The sequence below is a fragment of the Paenibacillus sp. BR2-3 genome (assembly GCF_046529485.1).
Lineage (GTDB): Bacteria > Bacillota > Bacilli > Paenibacillales > Paenibacillaceae > Paenibacillus_AQ.
Genome location: NZ_CP126311.1, coordinates 1,151,316 through 1,172,250, shown reverse-complemented (window position 1 = coordinate 1,172,250; position 20,935 = coordinate 1,151,316). Strand labels below are relative to the sequence as shown.

General features: G+C 49.2%; 22 protein-coding genes and 1 pseudogene. 3 read left to right on the top strand and 20 right to left on the bottom strand.

Annotation, left to right across the window (positions count from 1 at the left end):
- Nucleotides 1–5: 5 nt before the first annotated feature.
- The 5 genes from PaeBR_RS05595 to PaeBR_RS05575 form a co-directional block, all read right to left on the bottom strand.
- Entirely contained in the window at nt 6–1,478 is a 1,473-nt protein-coding gene (locus tag PaeBR_RS05595; protein WP_410513886.1) for an ATPase, T2SS/T4P/T4SS family, read from the bottom strand.
- Nucleotides 1,475–2,539, bottom strand: a complete 1,065-nt coding sequence (locus tag PaeBR_RS05590; RefSeq protein ID WP_410513885.1) for a hypothetical protein — start codon at nt 2,537–2,539, stop codon at nt 1,475–1,477. Before PaeBR_RS05590 ends, PaeBR_RS05595 begins: the two co-directional genes overlap by 4 nt.
- A 25-nt stretch (nt 2,540–2,564) precedes the next feature.
- Nucleotides 2,565–3,296, bottom strand: a complete 732-nt coding sequence (locus PaeBR_RS05585) for a hypothetical protein (protein WP_410513884.1) — start codon at nt 3,294–3,296, stop codon at nt 2,565–2,567.
- 207 nt (nt 3,297–3,503) lie between these two features.
- A complete protein-coding gene (gene purU / locus PaeBR_RS05580; protein ID WP_410513883.1) occupies nt 3,504–4,403 on the bottom strand; it encodes a formyltetrahydrofolate deformylase in 900 nt (299 codons plus the stop codon).
- 63 nt (nt 4,404–4,466) lie between these two features.
- Complete coding sequence (locus PaeBR_RS05575; protein ID WP_410513882.1) at nt 4,467–5,576, bottom strand: deoxyribonuclease IV; 1,110 nt, start codon at nt 5,574–5,576, stop codon at nt 4,467–4,469.
- Nucleotides 5,577–5,748: 172 nt separating this feature from the next.
- Here PaeBR_RS05575 and PaeBR_RS05570 point away from each other — a divergent pair, with 172 nt between their 5' ends.
- The gene (locus PaeBR_RS05570; RefSeq protein WP_410513881.1) at nt 5,749–6,213 is read left to right on the top strand and encodes a DUF2621 domain-containing protein; all 465 of its coding nucleotides are present in this window, start codon (nt 5,749–5,751) and stop codon (nt 6,211–6,213) included.
- A gap of 21 nt (nt 6,214–6,234) precedes the next feature.
- Nucleotides 6,235–6,336, top strand: a pseudogene (locus tag PaeBR_RS05565) (NAD-dependent epimerase/dehydratase family protein); the annotation flags it as partial.
- Between the two features lie 54 nt (nt 6,337–6,390).
- On the opposite strand, the gene PaeBR_RS05560 reads toward PaeBR_RS05565, so the two are convergent.
- From PaeBR_RS05560 to PaeBR_RS05505, 12 genes are all read right to left on the bottom strand, one after another.
- Nucleotides 6,391–8,010, bottom strand: coding sequence for a DUF6382 domain-containing protein (locus tag PaeBR_RS05560; RefSeq protein ID WP_410513880.1), 1,620 nt, complete (start codon nt 8,008–8,010; stop codon nt 6,391–6,393).
- Between the two features lie 62 nt (nt 8,011–8,072).
- Nucleotides 8,073–8,582, bottom strand: coding sequence for a prepilin peptidase (locus tag PaeBR_RS05555; RefSeq protein WP_410513879.1), 510 nt, complete (start codon nt 8,580–8,582; stop codon nt 8,073–8,075).
- A 3-nt stretch (nt 8,583–8,585) separates the two neighbouring features.
- The gene (locus PaeBR_RS05550; RefSeq protein WP_410513878.1) at nt 8,586–9,551 is read right to left on the bottom strand and encodes a pilus assembly protein; all 966 of its coding nucleotides are present in this window, start codon (nt 9,549–9,551) and stop codon (nt 8,586–8,588) included.
- 43 nt (nt 9,552–9,594) lie between these two features.
- Nucleotides 9,595–11,853 (bottom strand): hypothetical protein, encoded by a 2,259-nt coding sequence (locus PaeBR_RS05545; protein WP_410513877.1) that lies wholly within the window; start codon nt 11,851–11,853, stop codon nt 9,595–9,597.
- Between the two features lie 42 nt (nt 11,854–11,895).
- Nucleotides 11,896–12,576, bottom strand: coding sequence for a TadE family protein (locus PaeBR_RS05540; RefSeq protein ID WP_410513876.1), 681 nt, complete (start codon nt 12,574–12,576; stop codon nt 11,896–11,898).
- Entirely contained in the window at nt 12,569–12,757 is a 189-nt protein-coding gene (locus tag PaeBR_RS05535) for a Flp1 family type IVb pilin (protein WP_410513875.1), read from the bottom strand. The genes PaeBR_RS05540 and PaeBR_RS05535 overlap by 8 nt, the downstream gene beginning before the upstream one ends.
- Before the next feature lie 13 nt (nt 12,758–12,770).
- Nucleotides 12,771–13,643 (bottom strand): type II secretion system F family protein, encoded by an 873-nt coding sequence (locus PaeBR_RS05530; protein WP_410513874.1) that lies wholly within the window; start codon nt 13,641–13,643, stop codon nt 12,771–12,773.
- 15 nt (nt 13,644–13,658) lie between these two features.
- Nucleotides 13,659–14,426 (bottom strand): type II secretion system F family protein, encoded by a 768-nt coding sequence (locus tag PaeBR_RS05525; protein ID WP_410513873.1) that lies wholly within the window; start codon nt 14,424–14,426, stop codon nt 13,659–13,661.
- Complete coding sequence (locus PaeBR_RS05520) at nt 14,423–15,688, bottom strand: CpaF family protein (protein WP_410513872.1); 1,266 nt, start codon at nt 15,686–15,688, stop codon at nt 14,423–14,425. Before PaeBR_RS05520 ends, PaeBR_RS05525 begins: the two co-directional genes overlap by 4 nt.
- Nucleotides 15,681–16,847 (bottom strand): hypothetical protein, encoded by a 1,167-nt coding sequence (locus tag PaeBR_RS05515; RefSeq protein ID WP_410513871.1) that lies wholly within the window; start codon nt 16,845–16,847, stop codon nt 15,681–15,683. The genes PaeBR_RS05520 and PaeBR_RS05515 overlap by 8 nt, the downstream gene beginning before the upstream one ends.
- Nucleotides 16,848–17,054: 207 nt before the next feature.
- Complete coding sequence (locus tag PaeBR_RS05510; RefSeq protein ID WP_410513870.1) at nt 17,055–17,471, bottom strand: thiol-disulfide oxidoreductase DCC family protein; 417 nt, start codon at nt 17,469–17,471, stop codon at nt 17,055–17,057.
- 101 nt (nt 17,472–17,572) lie between these two features.
- Nucleotides 17,573–17,851 carry a hypothetical protein gene (locus tag PaeBR_RS05505; RefSeq protein WP_410513869.1) on the bottom strand — a complete coding sequence of 93 codons (279 nt, stop codon included), beginning with the start codon at nt 17,849–17,851 and terminating at the stop codon, nt 17,573–17,575.
- Between the two features lie 279 nt (nt 17,852–18,130).
- On the opposite strand from PaeBR_RS05505, the gene PaeBR_RS05500 reads away from it, so the two are divergent.
- Nucleotides 18,131–18,610 (top strand): glutathione peroxidase, encoded by a 480-nt coding sequence (locus tag PaeBR_RS05500; protein WP_410513868.1) that lies wholly within the window; start codon nt 18,131–18,133, stop codon nt 18,608–18,610.
- A 109-nt stretch (nt 18,611–18,719) separates the two neighbouring features.
- On the opposite strand, the gene srlD is transcribed toward PaeBR_RS05500, so the two are convergent.
- Genes srlD through PaeBR_RS05485 form a run of 3 tightly spaced genes read right to left on the bottom strand, consistent with a single transcriptional unit; the run spans nt 18,720 to nt 20,924 of the window.
- Entirely contained in the window at nt 18,720–19,499 is a 780-nt protein-coding gene (gene srlD / locus PaeBR_RS05495; RefSeq protein WP_410513867.1) for a sorbitol-6-phosphate dehydrogenase, read from the bottom strand.
- A gap of 21 nt (nt 19,500–19,520) precedes the next feature.
- Nucleotides 19,521–19,886 (bottom strand): PTS glucitol/sorbitol transporter subunit IIA, encoded by a 366-nt coding sequence (locus tag PaeBR_RS05490; RefSeq protein WP_410513866.1) that lies wholly within the window; start codon nt 19,884–19,886, stop codon nt 19,521–19,523.
- Nucleotides 19,887–19,919: 33 nt separating this feature from the next.
- Nucleotides 19,920–20,924 carry a PTS glucitol/sorbitol transporter subunit IIB gene (locus PaeBR_RS05485; RefSeq protein ID WP_410513865.1) on the bottom strand — a complete coding sequence of 335 codons (1,005 nt, stop codon included), beginning with the start codon at nt 20,922–20,924 and terminating at the stop codon, nt 19,920–19,922.
- Nucleotides 20,925–20,935: the final 11 nt, after the last annotated feature.

Sequence of the window (20,935 nt, the reverse complement as noted above, 5' to 3'; positions counted from 1 at the left end):
CCACCTCATTCGTTAAGGACAATTCTGGATTTCAGGCTTTCCTTCATGGGATGCCCCATCGGTTTCAGCATGGCGAGCCTCCCAAGCTCCGTCTGCAACCGCCCTGCGGCGGCAGCATTCTTCTTTTTCATTTTGAGCATCAGGCCTTCCGTGAGCTTGTCATTATAAGTCCACTCAGACCTTTCTTCATCCCAGCGCATCAGATCATTCGCAAACACCGAATTCCGTTCCTCATCATAAAACACCTCAGAGATCCGCGTTAACCGCTTCTTTCCCTCCCGGGCACTTTCCAGAATAAAAACCAGCTCACAGGCTTTCAGCGCAGAGATGAGATGCCCCTTTAGACTGCCGCCAATCCGCGTAGAGACCGCAAAAGCTCCCTGGTAGGGAATGTCCTCCGAATCGACGGTGTGGAACGTGCCGGTAATGCCGTCATAGCCCTTTTCGCCGCTCCATAAATAAAATTCCCATTCGTTATACCGCATTTCCGTCATATAAAGAATATTCGGATCATGCCGCAGCGACTCTACACCAACCTCCATCAGCTCTTCATTAGAGGCCTGAATCGGAATGATCCGGTGGCCTTTAATTTGGTACGGTAGAGTGGATTCCGGATGCTTCTCAATCATCACAACACCCATGCAGGAAGTGGAGCCGAGCAGCTGCTCGCCAACAATGGTATTGGCAAAGGTTGTTTTCCCCGAACCTACAGCACCTGCGATAATCGTATTGCGAAACGTACTGGATAACGCCCGAATCAGTTCAACCGCCTCTGCCGGAATACATTCGGTGCCTGCCTGATCATCCAGATCAAGAAACTCTACAACCTGCCGCCGCAGCGAAATCGTCGTAAATCCTTCCCATACCCGGGGAGATACCCAGATGGCAAGCCGGATGAACCGGCCGGGCCAGAGCGGATCATCCATTTTGAACTCGACTGAAGGGTTATCCTTGTTTAATTTTTTGTTGTGATCGCTTTTAAGCAAGGAACGCTTCAGCTGCTCGACCCGATCCAGCGAGGGCATTTCGTAAGGATAGGCAATAAATTTGCCCCTATGGTTATAAAAGATTTGTCGGCCGATCATCTGCAGCCCTGTAGACTCACTATACGCACGATCTGTAAACCAGCGGTAAGCCGGTCCAAAGCCCTTCCACTCATGAAAAAGCGCCTCTGCCGCCGTAGGGTATGCTTCCGGAACCTTGCCGGTATACGGCGTTTTTCGCAAATACTTCTCAATTTCATTCATAAAAAAGCTAACCGCCTGCGGGTCGCCAATCAACGCCTTGGCATTAAGCTCGAAATAGTGCTCATCCTCCCGCTCAAGACCGGCACTCATATCCGTTTTCATTTGCTGTAGGAAAATATGAAAATCTTCCTTACCGGGTTTACTGTTCCGCTGCATACTGCGCTTAAGAGAGAACGGGCGGTGCAGAGACATTGTTTCCGTCAGTGTCCCCGACCGCTCAAGTCCGATCATAGAAACACCCCCTTTTTTCTGGCTTCCGGAGCCAGTCCTAATGCTACAAGTAGAGAATGAACCTTGTTGTCTGCGTGTTGCAGCTCTTTTTTGCCTAGCGGCAGGTTCTCCTGAAAGGGCGGATAATACGGGATTTCCATTAAAATTTCGCTGCCGAACCGGAGCGCCAGATTTTTGGGAGAGAGCATTTCCTCCACATTGCTGCGGTTAATGATAAAGTTAAAATCATGCGGATGCAGGTCAAGCTGACCTGCCAGCTCAAAAAGCGGCTCCAATCTGTACTCATGCTTCGGATGGGTAACCATCATTCGCATCGCTGACTTCTGCATACCCACGTACCAAGCGGCGCTTTCCGGAATGGAGCCAAAATCAGCAATAACCACGTCGGCGTTCTCTCCAGCTTTGTTCAAAAAGTACTGTATTTCATCCTCCTGATAATCCTGAGCGCTTAAATAGTCATAATTGCCCGGCAGGTACAAGTACCCGTCCTGTTTTATAAATCCTTCAAAGTCCTCACTCTGGAGCATTTTCCCTGTTAATCTTGGTCGCAGCCGGTCGAGACTGATAAGAGTCTTGCGATCATACCCGGGATCATACAAGTTCAGTCCCAGTAAAATCACGCGCTGCCCTGCTGCTGCCATTCGCCTCGCGTACAACTTGGCCGCACTTGTACAGCCTATGCCCGGACCCGAGCCGAAAAATCCGATCAGATTCCCATGTTCCTCGCCATCCTCCTCCAAAATATATTGGAGCTTCCCAATAATCGCTGAAGTTGTAGAGCGTGGCGGGAGGAAATAGATGCCCAGGCTTTCGCAGAGCATATGTACGGCGTGATAACCTCGTACTCCTTTTTGCAAATAAACATAAAGTATCGTGGTGTTCTTGTACTTGGAGCGCAAATCCCCTAATGCGGGAACCGGTACTTGATCGCTCGTAACTACAAGCATTTGGGCGTCCGTTTGCAACGGTTCAGGCAGCACACTTTGTGTAATCACGGTGTATCCGGCATTTTTGATATCGTTAATGGTCAGTTGATCCATGCCCAGACTGAATATTTTCACGGCTATATTCCTCCCTGCATTCCTTCTATTCCACCCGTACAATCCACAGCCTGAACCCTTGTTCCAAGTATTGCTTGAGGATTTGTCCGTCACTTTTCTTCAATTTCAGCTCAGGCGAAGCCACCTTTCCTGTGGATGTGAAGCGGTTATTGTTATTGCCATTCTCCGAGTCCTGAACATCATTGTTGTCCTCCGTGCGCACATAGTTGACGGTCACACCTGACAGGAAAGCCTTCTGCCCAGGCAGATCCAAGCCAGTAGAATCACTTTGTGCTGGAGAATCGGCTGAACTATCAACGTTACTCTGAGGCTTTTCACCTTCCACCAGATAAATATCTACCCTGTCCCTGCTGCGCAGAGAACCGTTGATCCCATAGATGGCATCCTTCGGGATAGGGAAAATCCCCTCATTCTCAGTCGGCTCCAAATCGCTTACGTCCACCAATGATTCCGTTAAAATACTACCGTTGGTCAGATTTACATTCGTAATTTTATACTCAACTTGTGAAATCTCTCGGATTGCAGCAAATGGGATATCCTTGCTTTGAACCGAATCCAAATACAGGTCCGACGGCTTTAGTTCATAATTTTTGGGCAAAAAGGTACCCTCCTCCACTTTAATTTTCACCACTATCTGTGAAAGCACATACGGCTTGAAGTAGAGATCATAGCCCAGAAGACCGCCGAAGCCGGTAATTAAAATAAGAAACGCGAACAAATAGTTACGTTTGACCAGGTGATTCCGCTGAAAAGACAAACCCGCCGCCTCCTTCGAAATGATTTTTGTATATTTAGCGCACAACAAAATGCACTTTGGCGTAGATATCCAAAATGCTGGTAAAATGCTTTTTTACCTGTTATGCGAAGGGATATTTGATTAGTGGTGTGCGGTTCTAATGGTGGAGAAAAGAAGGGGACTGCTCTTCTTGAATACTTCTTTTCTCCGGGGCTTTATCTGTAAAGATTAATTAAAGACGACCGTTTTGTTGTGATGAACGAGTATGCGATCCTCGATATGCCATTTTACGGCCCGCGCCAGTACAACGCGCTCAATGGTCCGCCCGATACGCTTCAGCTCGGTTACATCGTCACTGTGGCTGACACGCTGTACGTCCTGCTCAATAATCGGACCGCCATCCAGCTCCTCAGTCACATAGTGTGCTGTCGCGCCGATAATTTTCACCCCGCGCTGATACGCCTGGGCATAGGGTTTGCCTCCAACAAAAGCCGGAAGGAAGGAATGGTGAATATTGATGATCCGGTGACGGTAGTGCTCGATAAACGACGGGGAAATAATCTGCATATAACGTGCCAAAATGATGACGTCGATCTCATTGCCGATAACTTCAAGCTGCCGCTGTTCTGCTTCTTTCTTGGTATCCGCCGTAACCGGAATATGGTAAAAAGGAATGCCAAAAGACTCGACGTAAGCCTTCATATCGGTGTGATTGCTGACCACCAGGGCAATTTCAGCATCCAGATCGCCGGCCTGCCACTGCCACAGCAGTTCAACCAGACAATGATCCTCTTTGGAAACAAAGATGGCCAGCCTCTTCTTGTGGCTCACATTGAAAATTTGCCAATCCATCTGAAAACGTTCCGCTATACCGCCGAACAATGAACGGATCTCTTCCAAACGCTGTTCCAGCTCCGGCAGGTCAAACTCAACTCTCATAAAAAACATTCCGCCATCGGGATCCATAGTATACTGGTCGGACTGTACAATGTTGGCACCGTGCTGATACAGGAAGTCCGATACCGCTGCAACAATCCCAGGGCCGTCCGGACAGGAAATGAGCATGCGTGCCCGGTTCGGATGCAGGTCGCTGCCTGATGAATGCTCTCTTTTAACGTGTAATTCCATGATCCTAGTTCCATCCTCTCATCTACTTACGCAATCTATAGTTTTGCCAAATGCGGATCTACCTTATTTCCCTGCCAGCCAGGCAATGATCCGGTGATTGATAGCTTCCTCACTCAGGTTCGGGAACAGCTCTGCGGCTGCCACATAATCATAGAGCCGTTCCAGCGGTTCGCGGGGATCTGCCTTTTTGGCCTTGGCATCATTTTTCAGCACGGTCCAGATATCCAGCACATACTGACGATGATCCAGTTCCAGTTCGCCAAAAAAGCTCTGAAGCTTCTGGACATCCTCCAGAAATTCCGGGCCGAAGCGCTCAGCCACATTGCCGCGCAGCAGGGCGATTTCTACCTCGTACATAGGACGCTGGGTCTTCGGATCTTTGCCGATCCATGGCGTCTCCAGAATGAAGGGACGTCCGGCCAATGCCGGATGATGAACCAACTTATTGAGAGCCTCAAAGCCAATCCAGCCGGACCCCACCGGTGTATGGCGGTCTTTACCAGAGCCGAGCGGATTTTTGCTGTCGTTTACATGCACGACACCAATACGGTGTAGTCCTATCGTCCGGTCGAAATGCTCCAGCACCCCATCCAGATCGTTAACGATGTCATAACCGGCATCATGGATATGGCAGGTGTCGAGGCAAATCGATATCCGCTCTTTATGTACGACTTTGTCAATCATCGAGGCAATTTCCTCGAAGCTGCGGCCCATCTCCGTACCTTTGCCAGCCATCGTCTCCAGTGCAATATGCACTTCAGTCTCGTTCGTACCGCCGAGCACCTCATTCAGTCCGTCAGCAATCCGCTGTATTCCGTATTCCGCATCCTTATCTGTAAACGCTCCGGGATGCAGCACAATATGCTTAACCCCAAACGCATGCGTACGGCGGATTTCCTCCTTAAGAAAATCAACGGCCAGTTTATAAGTGCTTTCCTTGTAAGAGCCTAGATTAATAATGTATGGGGCATGAATGATGGTCTCTTCAATGCCGCTGCTCTCCATAGCCAGTTTTCCTTCTATAGGATACAAGTCTTCAATTGGCTTACGGCGTGTATTTTGCGGTGCTCCGGTATAAAACATAAATGAACTGGAGCCGTACTCGTTCGCTTCATTGACCGCGCTCAGCAACCCTTTCGGTGAGCAGGACACATGGGAACCTATTTTCAGCATGCGACTTCCCTCTTTCTTTCACGAATTAAACCTTATTCTATCGTGATTGAGAAAATAAATCTAGGCAAGCCCGGGGCCGACCCTTTTGACGCTTCGCAAAACTTTGGAATTACGTTATAATTTAAGTCAAAGAGAATCGTGTGACAATAATCATTGTCGAGGTGAACTGAACATGTCTATTAAAATAGGGCTTGGCTTATTATCCGTGTCACCGAGCAATTGGTTTATGAACTCAATCGCCTTTTGGACGTTTTTACTGCTGGGCTCCATGTGCATCGGCGGCTACTTTATGTTCCGTAAATTTCTCAAGGTGCTGCCCAAAGCTGACGGGAAATCTAAGCTTGACTGGCAAAATTATTGGGTGGAACGCAGTCGGCCCCTTTGGGGTAATGAGTCCAAAGCTTTTCTGGACCAGCTAGTCCAGCCTGTGCCCGGACCGTTCCGTGACATCGCCAAGCATTCGATTGCCGCCGAAATCGGGAAGATTGCAGTGGAAAGCCATGCGCCGGAGGTTACACGCGATCACTGTATCAAAGGCTATATTGTTGCAACCCCTAGACGTGATAACCGCTTCCTGGTGAGCTTCCTCGAAAAGAACGGCATTGATTATTCCCCATACCGCCATTTAATGAAGTAAGTCCGGAAGGAGGACTCCTGATTGAAATATGCCATCTGCGGTGGTACCGGCTTTATCGGCAGTGCCTTTGCTAAATACTGGCTGCAAGCTGGGCACGAGGTTATGATCATCGGAAGGAAACTGCCGGAAGCAACAACCGACCACCCTATGCTATCAAGTATGAAGCTGAAAAGGGCATCAAGCGGTACGGAAAGTATAACTTCCTTTCACTATTGTAAAAACGTCCCCGTCTGCCAGCCGATATTCCTTGTATGGAATCATAGCCTCTCCCTGAAAAAGTGTGCCGTTCCGAGAATCGAGATCCTTTAGCACATATCCTACATTGCTTCTGGATATTTCAGCATGCACTCTGGAAGCTCCATCTGACCGCTCAATATATTGTGCCACCTCTGCAGATCGGCCGATAATGAAGCTGGGACGGTTCAGCTCGATTCTTTCTGCAAGAGCCTCCCCGGCTTCTTCAGACCTCACCAGATAAGGAGCTTCCGTCTGACGTTTCCCCGTCTCTTGTCCATTACCCGGAGCTTTCTCCCGGGTTAGTAGAGCAGTTGGAGTTGAGGCAGTTGATGCAGTTGATGCCGTAGCGCCAGTTAGCTCCTTATTATCTTTCGCTTCTGCTTCTCCTCTGGCAACAATAAGAGGCCTACTGCCGTGCTGGAATTCTCTTTGATTAAAATCAACCTCAGGCATGGCTAGTGGACGGGCAGTATTAAGCGGAGGTCGTCTCCCAAGGCTCCGCTCAAGGACATCTAGCTTTATCCCCGGAATTCCCCCACCCTTTTGAGTATCCTCATTTTCATCCTCATCCTCATCTTCTTCACTGCTTCCTGGCCCCATTAGCCCTCGCCAAGACATGACACACACTGCAGCCAATACCACAGTTGCTAATCCGCAAACAATGAGCCATAACAGCTTGGGATGATTAAAATATAGAAACTTCCACAACAGCGCATCCCCTAAAAGACATCCCAATGCTACATAGGTTCTTGAGCTTGAAGTCGGAGTTCTCCCATCGGCCGGCTCCCTGCCGGAACTGCTGATCTCTCCAGCATTCTCCCTGCTTTGGATACCCGGGAATCCGCTCATCCACGCTGATATTTTCCTTTTGTCCTCCGATGGCGGAAGCTCCGCTTGAACAAAACCACTTCCTGGCCGCTGTCGGTCTTTTTCCTGGACTATGCGGACTGCAGCTGCCTGTTCCTTGACCGGTTCAACAAGTTCAGGGAGCCCTGGCTTATTTTCTGACGGACGTTTCAAGAAGCCGTTACCCTCCGTCAACAGCTCCGCGAGCAGTTTCTTTAACCCTGCAGAAGTGAAGCCTTCCTCCCCGCAGTAATGCAATAGTCTTTGCACACCATCCCCCCTGAGCTCAGTGACCGAAGTCATCAGCACCATGATCAGGGACCGAAGGCTTTCTCCGGGTTTAACCTCTGGAGCGGGACCATCCAATGGGACATAGGTCAGATGCACCTTGCCGTTCTGCAGCGTTCCTTCTATAAAAATATAGTCCTCATGTAGAGCATAGCGTTCCGGCTCCAGCATATACAGCCTGCCTTCCTCCATGCCCTGTGCAACTTGCAGAAGAAGTCCGAAGAATGTTTTCATTTGGAGCTTTTCGCTTTTGAGAAGATGGGAAAGCATTCTTTTGCCGGAGACAGCATATTCCAGCCTAACCTTCAAATCGATTTCCTTGAGATACAGCCGCAGATGATTAGGAATGCTTGCGCCTAACATCATACGAAGCTGCACTCTGTTAAGTTTGCCTGCAGGCAATCCATCCGGTTCATCAAGCACCATACATATACCATCCCGCTGTATAAAATCACAGGTCAATCCGAACAACAAATATCACCCCCACATTAAAAGTATAGGTACGCGCATATTGAACCTGGAATAACAGCCAGCATAAAGGGAAAGCGCAGCAGCTCATGGTCTCGTGCTTTTAAAAAGCTTAGGTTGCGCAATACGATAAAACCGGCAAGACAGCTTGCCGTTCTGCGTAAGCGGCTGCCCGTTTCGCGTCTCCTCAGCACAATGAGCCAACCGATTAACGCTGCGAACAGAATGGAGTATACAATAACCTGTGCAGTAAACAACATCCCTGTCCAAGCCCCAATACCGGCAAAAAGCTTGACGTCCCCTGCCCCGACTGCGCCCATGAAATACATAATCATCACGAGTATAAAACCGGCAGCAGCCCCACTGCCTGCAAACAGCAGCCCTTCCCAGCCATTCACAACAGCATGTACCAGCAGCCCCGTAAGCAGCGCCGACATCGTAATCCAGTTTGGTATTCTCATTGACCTTATATCTGTAATAAACGCTGCCCCCAGAAATGGCGCACAGCCCCAAAATGCCCACTCCGTCATCGATTACCCTCCTTTTCTGGCCCTATCCTGTTTCACAACATCAAAGGTGACCTCAATAGATTTTCCGTCCTCCGTCTGAATCGTAAAAGGCCATGACCCGGGTGTAGTATTTACGCCGATCTTCCACTCCCACTCGATATAACCATTCTCGTCCGCCTGCTTCCAACCCAAATATTTAGCGCTGCTTTTGCCGCTTTTATAAAAAATCGTCAAGTTCGCAGAAGCATTCGGTGGAATCTTGGCACGAATTCTGCCTTGTTTATTGGCCACCCCGGGATTCGGCTTCTCCAGGACAACGATTGTAGCCTTTTCACTTGTGCTATCTGCCTCTCCCCCGCTTACGTCCTCCCCGGTATCCCCAATCCAAAGCCTTTCAACGGCACTGGCCTCAAGCACGATACTCTGGTTCAGGAAGGGCACCTTCATGGGCAGCTCATAGCTGACCTCCAGCCCGAAATAGGGACGGGTTCCCTCTTTGATCTCCGGAACAATCACGTTGGAGACATGAATCCTGTCATACTCGAGCATGTCCGAAGCAACATAAGGCTTAAGCAGAGGCTTCACCCCAATATCCAAAACACTTTGTGAAGCCTCTGCCTGCAGCTCCTGCAGTGGACCTTCTCCCTTCTGTACAGCCTCTCTGGCCCATAGATCGAGCGGCGTGGGCAACGAAGAAGCATATTTTTCACTCCAATCCGTAACAGACAGGCGGGGAATACTCCAGTTGGAGTCTGAATTTTGCATGGCTGCCTTGGGTGATTCCGACGATTCCGCTGATTTCTGGGCAGCCAAAGCTAAGGGATACATATGGGTAGAGATGACCTTTACGGTATCAGAAACGGTGCTTTGCAGAGCGGTCGAATACAAGGTCATTTGCACTATAAAAATCAGAAATAGCACAAACAGCAGAAACATGGGCAGAACCATTGCCGCTTCAACTACCATGCTGCCCTCATTTTTCTCTGCCATCCCTTTCCGGTGCCCGAATCTCATCAATCCCACTACCCTTCCACTAATAAGCAAAATCACTTTGTATGGCCCTGTAATATGTATTGCCCTGCACATCCCCGGCAAGTCCGCCGCTGTAATCCAGAACCTTTATTACTCCTGGTAAAAACCATAACCGCATTCCAAGCCTGATGTCTGAGGAAGCATAAGTATATTTCTCAGCGGGATTAATCCCAGTGTTCAACCGAATTAGAGCGAGCATACGGGACAGCTGAACTTCCCCACCACCATGCAGCAGCATGAACAGACGCAGATGATCACGATAAGTTAACTGTACGGGCGTATATTTGGATAGAGGCAGTGAGCCTTTCCGGCAGAGAAGAAACATGTCCTCCACAGCTTTTTCAAGTCCATACAACAGAGCAGCGGCCGTAACGGCCAAAGGGTTGCCAAGACTCGCCTTCTCAATAAATCCTTCCATAGTCCGGATCGCCAAACGCATTGCAAATATTTCACTATAGGCAGCGGCGACGTTTCCGGCAGGATTATGAAGCCCATAAAGGATGTATTCTAGTTCCTGATTTTGCGGGTCCATCTGATCTGCAAGCTTCTGAATGCCATCTCCTTCCCCACCTCCCGTTAGAGACACCAGTCCTGAACCATCAAAATGCTGAAAGTAAAGTGCGGCGTATTCATTTTGAAAAAGTCTGTCCCTTGCCCCGCTCATGATGCTGCTCATCGCACTATAAATTCCATCCATATCATCCATTGCGGCACTTCCAGCTGCATAAGGATCGGAAGAAGTCTCTTCCACGCCACGCGGGTCTTGATTCCTTGCGGCATTTAAGCTGATATTATCCTCGTAAAATTGCCGAAGCGTATCATAGCGTTCCATCGATACTCCAGCCTGCTGACCCAAATCACGAATCTTAGCTATTAAATCCAGGGCAGCACCCAACGTAGTCTTGCTCTGCTTCTCGATCTCCTTGCGCTCCTTATCAGAAGTGCGGTGACTTTCAATAGCAGCCTCCTCCCGGGCAATAATGACACCCCTAATCCCGTAATCCTGCAAATAAGCGTTCGTCGCCTGCGAAGCAGCTAGTACAGAATTTGTTAACAACGAATGTTCAGCGTTAAGCCCGGTGGCGGCGGAAAGCCTTGCAGGGAGTCCTGATACCTCTCTTTGCACTAGTAGATAAGAGTTGTCCTGTGCTGAAATGCCTTCTTCCAACTGATCAATATCGGACGGAGTGAGCAGCAGACTTTCCCCCTGTTCACGCAAGCCCGGCATTCCCGCTATATCCGTTCCTTCTGAAGTTCCGGGAATATCCCAGGTTCCAGCGGATTCATAACCCGGCTTAGCATCAGTAATTCTTGATTGATCTATGATTGACTTCATTTGTCCATTCAGGCTCAACGCCTCTTTAAGCGCATTTCGGGATTCTCCCATTAATCCGCTATGACTCTCACGGAATCCGGTTAGAGAAGCCTGAATCCGGGAAGTAATCTCTGAAGATTGCTGTAGATACATAGAGATTGAATAACTGTACCGGGGATATTCGTCCTCTTCCAGGTACATGTCAGCGTACGATTTACTCACAAAATCACCATATTGTGCAGTAATATCTGCTGCACTGGAGATACTGCCAAGGGACTGAAAGGAAATCGAAGCTCCGGCTGGATTCATAATCAACTTCAGCAGATCTCTTCCGCTTTCAGCCGCCTGCCGCCGCTGTTCGAGCATAAGATCAAGCGCCTTCTCCCGTTTGTCGTACAGCGGCTGCAGCTTACTGAACATATCTGTCGTGCGGGAGGCTTCTTCCATTGCAGTCGATAACGGTTTGAACTTTCCTGCCAATTCCAGGGCAAAATCAACCGGAGCCCTATATTTCATCTCTTCATTAATCTGGCGGCGGAAGATGTCATACTCCCCGAAAGGACGATCCCAATTCAGAGACGATGCTTCCAATACTAACGGCAGGAGGTTGAATTCATCGCCGCGTCCGCTTTTGTGTAGATTATCGTTAAGCACCTTGGCGAGCAGCCTGTTTCCATCGCTGTTTCCAAAGGCAAACAAACCGTATTTCTCCCGTAGCTCAATATCGTACGACGACATAACGGATCGGATGCCTGCACGGGCCAGACGCTCTCCTTGGGCATTTACCGCAGCGATCCGTGCATAATCAATCAGCACAGCAGCAAACAGGAATACAAACGCGAGAATCATGATCAGGAACACGGAAACTGACCCCTCTGTTGGTTTAATCCACCGCCGCCCGGGACGCTTCCGGCAGTTATACGACCCGGCAATGTGAATCTTCATGCCAACCTCCTTCACTTTCATGCATCTCCCCAAACCGTGATATCATTGCCCCTTAAGCTTGCCAACCAGTTCAGACGCATCCTTTTGCTTCATTGCTGTTCCTGTTTCTCCGCTCCCCGATTCACCTTTGAACTTAGCCCCGTAGTAGCGCATTAAATCAACCGTGCGGATGAACTCAACAGGCTCAACCACAAGAGAATGAGCTTCGACCACCGGGACGCCACCATCGGCAAGTATTTCATCAAGTGCGGGAAGGTCCAGAATGTGCCGCAGCTTTGCGGTTACTTTCCGGCCTGTCAGGCCATAGATATATCTCATTTCTCCCGGCATATTATCAGGAACCCTCGCGGCAGATTGTTGGAGCTTTACTTCAGGCAATATACCAGAGCTGCCAGTGCTGCCCCCACTCCCCGGAAGTATAACCGTTACGCTCCCATTTTCTAACCCTGCTCCGAACAGAGAACCCAACAGGTTGTCCTCCCCTATCCGCCAGTACAGTGAATCATATTGATCAACAGCAAAGGAGCCTGTAACCTCTTTGTGACTGTTGTCCCAATTGTAGGCCGTCCGTTCTGCAGAAGCAGATGCAATCTGAAGAAGCATCGACTTCTGATACGAGTACAGACAGAAAAATAGCAGCAGCATCGTTATGAACATAATAATAGGCAGCAATAACGAGGCTTCAATCGTGAAACTGCCCTCGTCTTTCCCTAGCCTACTCAAACACTTCCTGACTCTTGTCCCCCGCCGTAGCGATCAGACCTTCGACCACCTTAACAATCTCTTTCCGAAACACCAGTACTACTGCTATCAATACCGCGATAATCAGGATCATCTCCAGCGTGCCCAGCCCTTCTTCATCACTCCAAAATCTCTTTGCATTCATCCAAAACGTTGACATCATTGACCTCATCCTCCTACATATTTAGCATCATGAACGCCGGTGTTCCCACCAGCACAATGACAATCAGAAATATAACGACCATCGGAAAGACCAGCTTCGCGGAAGCCTGCTCCCCACTCGTCCGGCTTATTGCCTTCCGTCTTTCCCATAACATCCGGGACAAGTCCCGTAGCGATAATGCAAAATCTCCTCCACCTCTGCGATAGTTAAGCAATACCGTTGTTGTGAACAGAGACACTTCTTGCACCGCACAGCGTTTGCTTAAATTTTCAAACGCCTGCTGAAAAGAATACCCGCTCTCCCATTCGCCAATCATTATCAGCAGCTCGCGGTATAACGGATGACTTGTATCTTTTTTACGGCTGGTTGTACACCTGACCAGGGCCCGCTGTACCGTTTCGCCTGCTCCAACAAGCAAAATAATGCTGTTCAGAAGCTCCGGCAGCTCCAGTAGAATACTCTGCTCCCGCAGCCGTACTTTTTTATGCAAATCCTGAACTAGTGCAGCCGGCAAAGCCGCTCCCAGGATCGTGCCCATTACTATTCCTGTGCGTTCCCCGCTAAGCAATGTCAGAGCACAACCGCCCGCCAGCAGCAGCCAGCTGTAGCTCAGCATCTCCCCCAAGAACAGCAGTGTTCGTTCCGCGGCATATCGTGTACCTTGATTTTTTTGCAGCGAACGCTGAATTTTGAAGACGAATGACGGACAACAGCTTGTGATTCGGCTCTTCTCAACCAGCAGCAGCAAAGGCTCTCCCAGCTTGCGCAGCCGGAGTCCATCCATGGGCAGTCTACGCAAATCGACGTATCGGCTGCCGCATTTCATTCGCAGGATGATCCATACAGCTGCCAGTAACAGAAGGATAGCACCCGAAACCCACCGCATTGCCTCACCGTCCCTCTACAGTGGAATGTCCATTATTTTGGATATCCAGAGATAGCATAGAAAAAGCGCAATCAGAGCCAGCGTTGAAATTGCAATCCCTGCTCCCGTATACATTGGCTGCATGTAATCACCGGCGGTTAGACTCATGAACATCACCATAGCAAGCGGAGAGACCAGCAGCGCTTTGGACTCGAATTTTTTCTGGGCCACAGTGACGGCTATTTCCTGCTGAATATCCAGTTTCTCACTTATAACCGAGGAGGTGCGGCGGACCACTTCAACGAGATCGCCTCCGGTCCGTTTGCAGACTGTGAACACATCCGCAAAGCGTTCAATATCCTCCATTCCAGCCCGCCTGCTGAAATCATGCAGCGCTTCCTCCACGGGCTGCGCGTACTCCAGCCTGGCACAAATAATGTTCAGCTCAGCGATCATGTCGCTTCCCCCTTCCGGGTTCAGCATGCGCAGGTCCTGCACAGCCTCCCGAAACGCATTCTCCACAGATCTTCCTGCTGAAAGGGAGGAGGATAAAGAGAACAAGGTCTGCTTGAAATGCAGATTCAGCGCCGTACGGCGTCTCTTTCTCAAGTAATCCCTTAACAGCCGAGGAGCGTATGCCCCGCCCGGTACGAGCACAAGAGGCAGGAGCCAATGATGGTAAAATAGATATCCCACTCCGAACAGCAGCAGACCGCCGGTGATCATGGCCATGCTTTTTTGCAGTACGGAGAGATCATAAACCGTGTAGTCGGGCAAGGCTGGTCGTTCATCCTGTTTGTTCACCCACTTCCCCCTTTCCCGGGCTCGACATTGAAGCGCGATAACGGATGCGAAGTAATCCCGGCCATCCTCAGCTTAACCGTATGCAGTAACGGATTTCCGCAAAGCAGCAGTCCACCCTGTACCCGGCCTCCCTGCTCCCCCGTCTCTTGAAACTCATACAAAGGATTCAACTGTACCTCCCCATCCTTCAATCCAGTGACCTCACTGATCTCTAGCACCCGACGCGAGCGGTCTCTCAGTCTGGACAAATGCACGAAGATGTCGATTGCCGACCCGATCTGTTGCCGGACCACAGCGACCGGCAAATCCGCCCCGCTCAGGACCATTGTCTCCAAGCGGCTGACCATGTCCCTTGCGCTGTTGGAGTGTCCTGTTGATAAGGAACCATCGTGGCCGGTATTCATAGCCTGTAGCATATCCAGGCATTCCGCACCCCGCACCTCGCCAACCACGATCCGGTTTGGTCTCATACGCAGCGATGAGCGGATCAGGTCACGAATCGTGATCTCCCCTTTTCCTTCGGTGTTAACATTTCTTGTCTCCAATGAGACCAGATTAGGCACGGTCACAATCTGCAGCTCAGCTGAATCCTCAATCGTAATGACCCGCTCCTCCGGGGGAATGAACTGGGACAATGCATTCAGGAATGTGGTTTTGCCCGAGCCCGTACCTCCGCTGATAAAAATATTGTATTTCGCAGCAACCAAAATTTGCAGCAGCTCTGCCGCTTCCCGGCTCAGTGCGTCGCGTTGGACTAGATTATCCATCGTCATCGGCGACTCCGGGAATTTGCGGATGGTCATTGCTGGACCCTTTAAGGCAACCGGAGGCAGAACGATGTTGACACGGGAACCGTCCTTCAGCCTTGCATCCACTATAGGCGAGGAGTCATTTACCACTCTGTTGACACCCGACACTACACTCTGGATGATATCCTCCAATCTGCTTGCCGACTCAAAAGCAAGTGGCAGACGGCGGATCTGTCCTTCCTCCTCAATAAATATCTCGCTGTGGCTGTTAATCATAATCTCGGTTATCGCGGGATTATCGACCAGCGGCTGCAAAATATCCAGTCCCCGGAAGGAATCGAACAGCCTTCTGACAAGCTCGTGCTTCTCCTGTGCCGTTAAGTGCCGGAGACTCTCCCGTTCAAAGGTCGTCCGTTCGATGTGTGCGGTAAGTTCACGGTTTCCGACGGCCGAGGTGACATCCAGTCCCTCACGAATGTCGCTCCGCAGCTTCCTGAACATCTCTTCATTCATAGCTGTTCTCCTTGCCGAATGCCTGCGGCAATAGGGGTTCCAGCATCCCTTTGCACAGCTGAAGAATCTCCTTTTGGAATTGGGGGGAGTTCAAACACAGCTCTCCATGATACGGCAGAGTCCAGGATGAGATATAGGGCAGGGCAGCATCGATCGCTATTCCTTCCGGAGGTTGCCTTTCATCCAATGAATCCCCACAGCGGTTTAATACAAACCTGCTCCTTTCCACAAAACCCGGCGGCATACCGGAATGCGGCGAATGATAATGGGACAGCCACCTCCCGGTTTTATGCATGCTTACATCATCATCCTTCAGCACCCACAGCAGAGCCCCGCACTTTTGCATAACGGCTTCAGTACGCTCTTCCCCGATGCTTCCAGTATCGATAATAACGATGTCATATCCTCCACCGGATGCCAGGAGCTCCAGCAAATCCACCGTATCTCTCCGGTTCATTTGCAGCATTTCCTTCACATTGCTTACCGGCCTGAAAGCATCACAACACAGATCATTATGCCGTATGGCATAGCTCTGTACTTCCCCCTTCATACCTGCCTCTTGGTCTCTGCCAGCCTGAATTTCATAGAGCAGTCTCTCCAAGCCCGGAACGCTTCCCCCGGGTGAACGAATATACAGGCTACTACTGTCCACACTTTCCAGATTGAGATAAAAAACCGACAAACCAAGACCGCCGAGCTGCTTCGCCATATTAAGGGCTATAACTGTTTTGCCGCTGCTCCCGCTGCATGACACCACTCCAAGCAGGAGAGTCTCACCCTTTTTCACAGGGGAAGACCTTAAACGTTCAACTTCACATAACTGCAAAATAGAAGTTAGCAGCGATGGCAGAGCCTGGTACTTTGCAATGACTTGTCCTCCGGATAGGCTTTTGCTATTCCTCCCGCTAATCCCTCCTTCCTCCCTAAGCACAGCCCAAGGAACAACAAATCTCCCCTCCACCAGCCAGGCTTCAATAAAAATCGGGTCCCCTACAACTGCGTCCGGCAGCTCCTCCCCCTTCATATATTCCATAAAAGCCTCCATCCGGCTAAAAGCCGTAATACGCAGCATGTCCCTATACTCGCTGTGGTGGACATAATGCAGCAAAGGCTCAATATATTGACTTTCGCGCACAGCGAGCACGATCCTTACCGCCATGGAACCACTCCTCTCCCTGAAAAAAGACAGCAAAAAAGCACCGTCAATAACCGCATGAAACGGTTATAGAACGGTGCTTCCGTTACTATCCTTTAATTTACAGCTATAGTAGCATATATCTAAGAACCCATCAATGATTATTTTTCACAAGTAATATAATTAGAACATTTGAGCCGCATTCACGCTATGATCTAATCCGCATTTAGACTACAGAAATCTACGCCGGATATCCGCTGTGGGCAGCAGACATTGCTCGTCAAGGCCAAACCAGCGATACCGATTCCGCGCTACAAGCCGATATACAGCGTTGCGCAGCACGGGCGGGACAAGAATGAATATATAAGCGGCTGGCCACGGAGAGCGCAGTTTACGGGCTATCCGAAGCACCGCAGCGGACTCGGTATAATATATCCCGTTCTCCAGCAGCACAACCGTGCTCAGATGGCCCGGCTTCATAATAATGCCCACCTCCTGAAGCAGCTTTTGAGCAGCCTCGCTCTGCAATGGTGCGAACATGAACCTGGCTTGGGGATCGCGCGGAATAATGAACCGGACCAAGCCTTGGCATAGATGACATACGCCGTCTATCAGCACAATCGATTCCAGGGTCTCCTTCTCGCTCATTGTCCACACGCCCTTCCTGTCTTTGTACCAGTATATCCAAAAAAATAGGCAAAACAAAAACGCGGGAAAATCCCCCGCGCCATCATGCTCCGTCCATTTAATTATTCGGCTATAGCTTTCTCAATCCATTGGTCTCCGATCATTTGCCCTTCGAAATCAGGAGTGAAGGCTTCCATGCATTTGCAGATGAAATCTTTGCGGCAAATCGGACAGGGTGTTCTAAGCAGGCGGCTGATGTTCGTCATTTTCCAGTCCGGAAACCGATTATAAAACGCGCGGCACTCCGTTCCATCAGCAAGCTTGATAATGAACTCATACAACCCTTCCTTATCATTGCTGCTGGCTTTGGTAACATTCGTAATATTCGGTCTGTAAGACATCTTCATCACCCATTATTTAAATTTTTGGTTGTTAAATTGCACACGCGACATATTCAGATACTTAGACATATTAAAGAATTTTAAAGGGGATGTCAACCAAAGTACTCTCCCATAAGGTCTGTTAATTACTCATACTTGCTTGTGCTGTCTTATTTTAGCCATTATTGCCATGAATGTCCTTCTATACCCGCTTCCCTTGATGTTTGACTCTTCTTGTGAATAGTGTACAATTAAATTGTAAAAAATATATATTTGGAATTTATAAAGGAGGCATCTTCCATGAATATTTATGATTTTGCGGCCAACACCCTTCGTGGTGAAGAAGAATCGCTGTCCAAGTACAAAGGAAATGTACTGCTTGTTGTGAACACTGCCAGCAAGTGCGGTTTTTCTCCACAATATAAAGGTCTTCAGGAAGTGTACGAAAAGTTCAAGGATCGCGGTTTTGAAGTGTTAGGCTTCCCGAGCAATCAGTTTGCCGGACAAGAGCCGGGCGAAAGCGGAGATATTGCGGAGTTCTGCGAGCTCAATTACGGCGTAACCTTCCCTATGTTCGAAAAGATTGATGTAAAAGGAAACGGGGCACATCCTTTGTTCAAATATTTGTCCAAGGAAGCACCCGGTATCCTGGGATCCAAGAGCATCAAGTGGAACTTCACCAAATTCCTTGTTGATCAGGAAGGACGCGTTCTGAAGCGTTTTGCCCCAAAAACAACTCCGGATCAGATCGAAGCCGACATAGCCAGGCTGCTGGATTAACCATGTGCACAAAAGAATACTCTATCCGTACAACCTTATCAAAAAAGGGACTGTCCCCAGATCGTTTTCAGACCTTTTGGGACAGCCCCTCAAAAATCAACATAAACAACTAGTGCATCACTTGACCGCCTGTTACATTAATGGCCTGACCGGTCATATACGCAGCTTTATCCGAGGCGTAAAAGATAACGGCATTGGCGATGTCATCATAAGTGCAGCCACGCTTCAAAGGCACTTTGTCTGTATAGTATTGTTCTACCTCTTCCGGCGCAATACCCAGTTTTTTGGCGTATTGAGGGAGGAGGCTCTGGAACATTGGAGAGTTCAGCAGGTTTCCTGGCATAATCGCATTGACGCGGATATTATGTTCGGCAAGGTCCAGGGCAAGACTTTGTGTAAGCCCGACACCGCCGAATTTGGAAGCGGAATAGCCCGAGTTGTGTTTGCTTCCGACCTTCCCCGACTTGGAGTTGATTTGAATAATATTGCCGCCGCCTTGTGCGATCATTATTTTTGATACTTCGCGGGAGCAGAGGAAATAGCCGGTCAGATTCACATCGATAGACGTGTTCCAATCATTAAGACCGAAATCGGTAATTTTCAAACTTTTGGCAAAACCCGCCACATAGACCAGCAGGTCGATCCTCCCAAAAGCTTCCACCGTCTTCCGCACCATATCCGCCACTTCATTCTCCTGGGTCAAATTAACGGCTACCGCCAGTGCTTTTACATTATGCTGCCCGCGCACATCCGAGGCTACGCGCTCCGCATTTTCACTCATCAAATCGGCTACAACAACGTCATATCCCTCTTCGGCCAAACTGTGACTGAGCGCTTCCCCCAAACTTTGTCCTCCGCCAGCTACGATTACCACTTTGTTCCCAATCATATCCAAGTCTCCTTTTCAGGTCTATTGTTTAATTATTTTGATTTCGCTGCCTTCTTCAGGCTTATGAAAATCTGTATTCTCCAAATATAACGTTCCAGGCAAGCCTTCACTTTCTCGGCCGTCAAACTGAAGAGTGATATGTCCAAGCATCTCCAGATTTCTTGCCACCTTGCTTCCGACAGACGTTATTTTGTATGGCTTATCTCCAAGCCACAAGAGGTCACCCTTATTAATCTCACCTTTTATTTCATTGATCGTAATTAGCAGACAGTAATCCGCAACATCTGCTGGGGCGTTATCACCAAACAGCACAAAGATTTTATCTTCAACAAAATCGTATACAGACTTCCCGATCTTTGTAATCTTGGTTTCATATATGGTTTGCATAGCATAGTCTCCTCCACTCTGCTCTCTGTTAAGTTATTGATATAACCCGAAACTCGCCAGCCAGGCAATAAACACCGTTGGGGCTCCCGTCAGAAAGCGGGAATACAGTACGGAGGGTACCCCCACTTCAACTGTTTCCACTTCCGCTTCCGCCAGACCCAGACCCACCGGAACAAAGTCCGCGGCAGCTTGGGAATTGATCGCAAAAAGTGCTGGCAACGCCAGATGCGGCGGAATATTTCCCTTGCCGATCTCGACCCCGATTAAGGTTCCGATGACCTGTGAAATGACTGCGCCCGGTCCCAAAAATGGAGAGAGCAACGGAAAGGAACATATAAGTGATATTAAGAGCAGGCCCGGCAGCGAACCTGCAAACGGGGATAAAAATTTCGCGATTACATCACCGATACCAGAAGCATTAATAACACCGATTAGCATGGCTACAAAGGCCATGAATGGCAGTATCGTTTTGATGACCGTCTCGATCGAATCCCGGCCCGCCTGATAAAATACGCTAACAATCGATCCCATAAACATACCAACTCTAGCGAGTAGTCCCTGCGGTTTTTGCTGTTCACTTATTTTTTTATTTGAGCTATACTTAGGTTGTGTTTTTTGTTCTACATTGCTTTCCTGGACATGGGCTGTATGTGGTGTTGGAGCACCTTCATATGGCTCAATGTCCGAGATTTTGACTCCGGAAACATAGATATCTTCTGTAATATGTTTGGCTAACGGACCGCTTTTTCCTGTTGGCAGAATGTTAATGGTCAATATACCCTTCTGAGGATATATTCCGCAGCGCAGAGTGCCTCCACAATCAATGATGACACAGGCGATTTCATTCTCAGGTACGCTCGTCTTGAACCCATCCACCAGCTCGGCTCCCGTAAGCTCCGCAATATAATCCGCAATATCCGGTCTCGTTCCTCCGGTAATGTAAACCACTTTATTCTTCTGCGCTGTAGGCGCAATGATTAAAGGACCGCCAAACCCGCCTGCTCCGGCTTTAATAATGATCGCATTATAAGTTGCCATTCTTTAACACC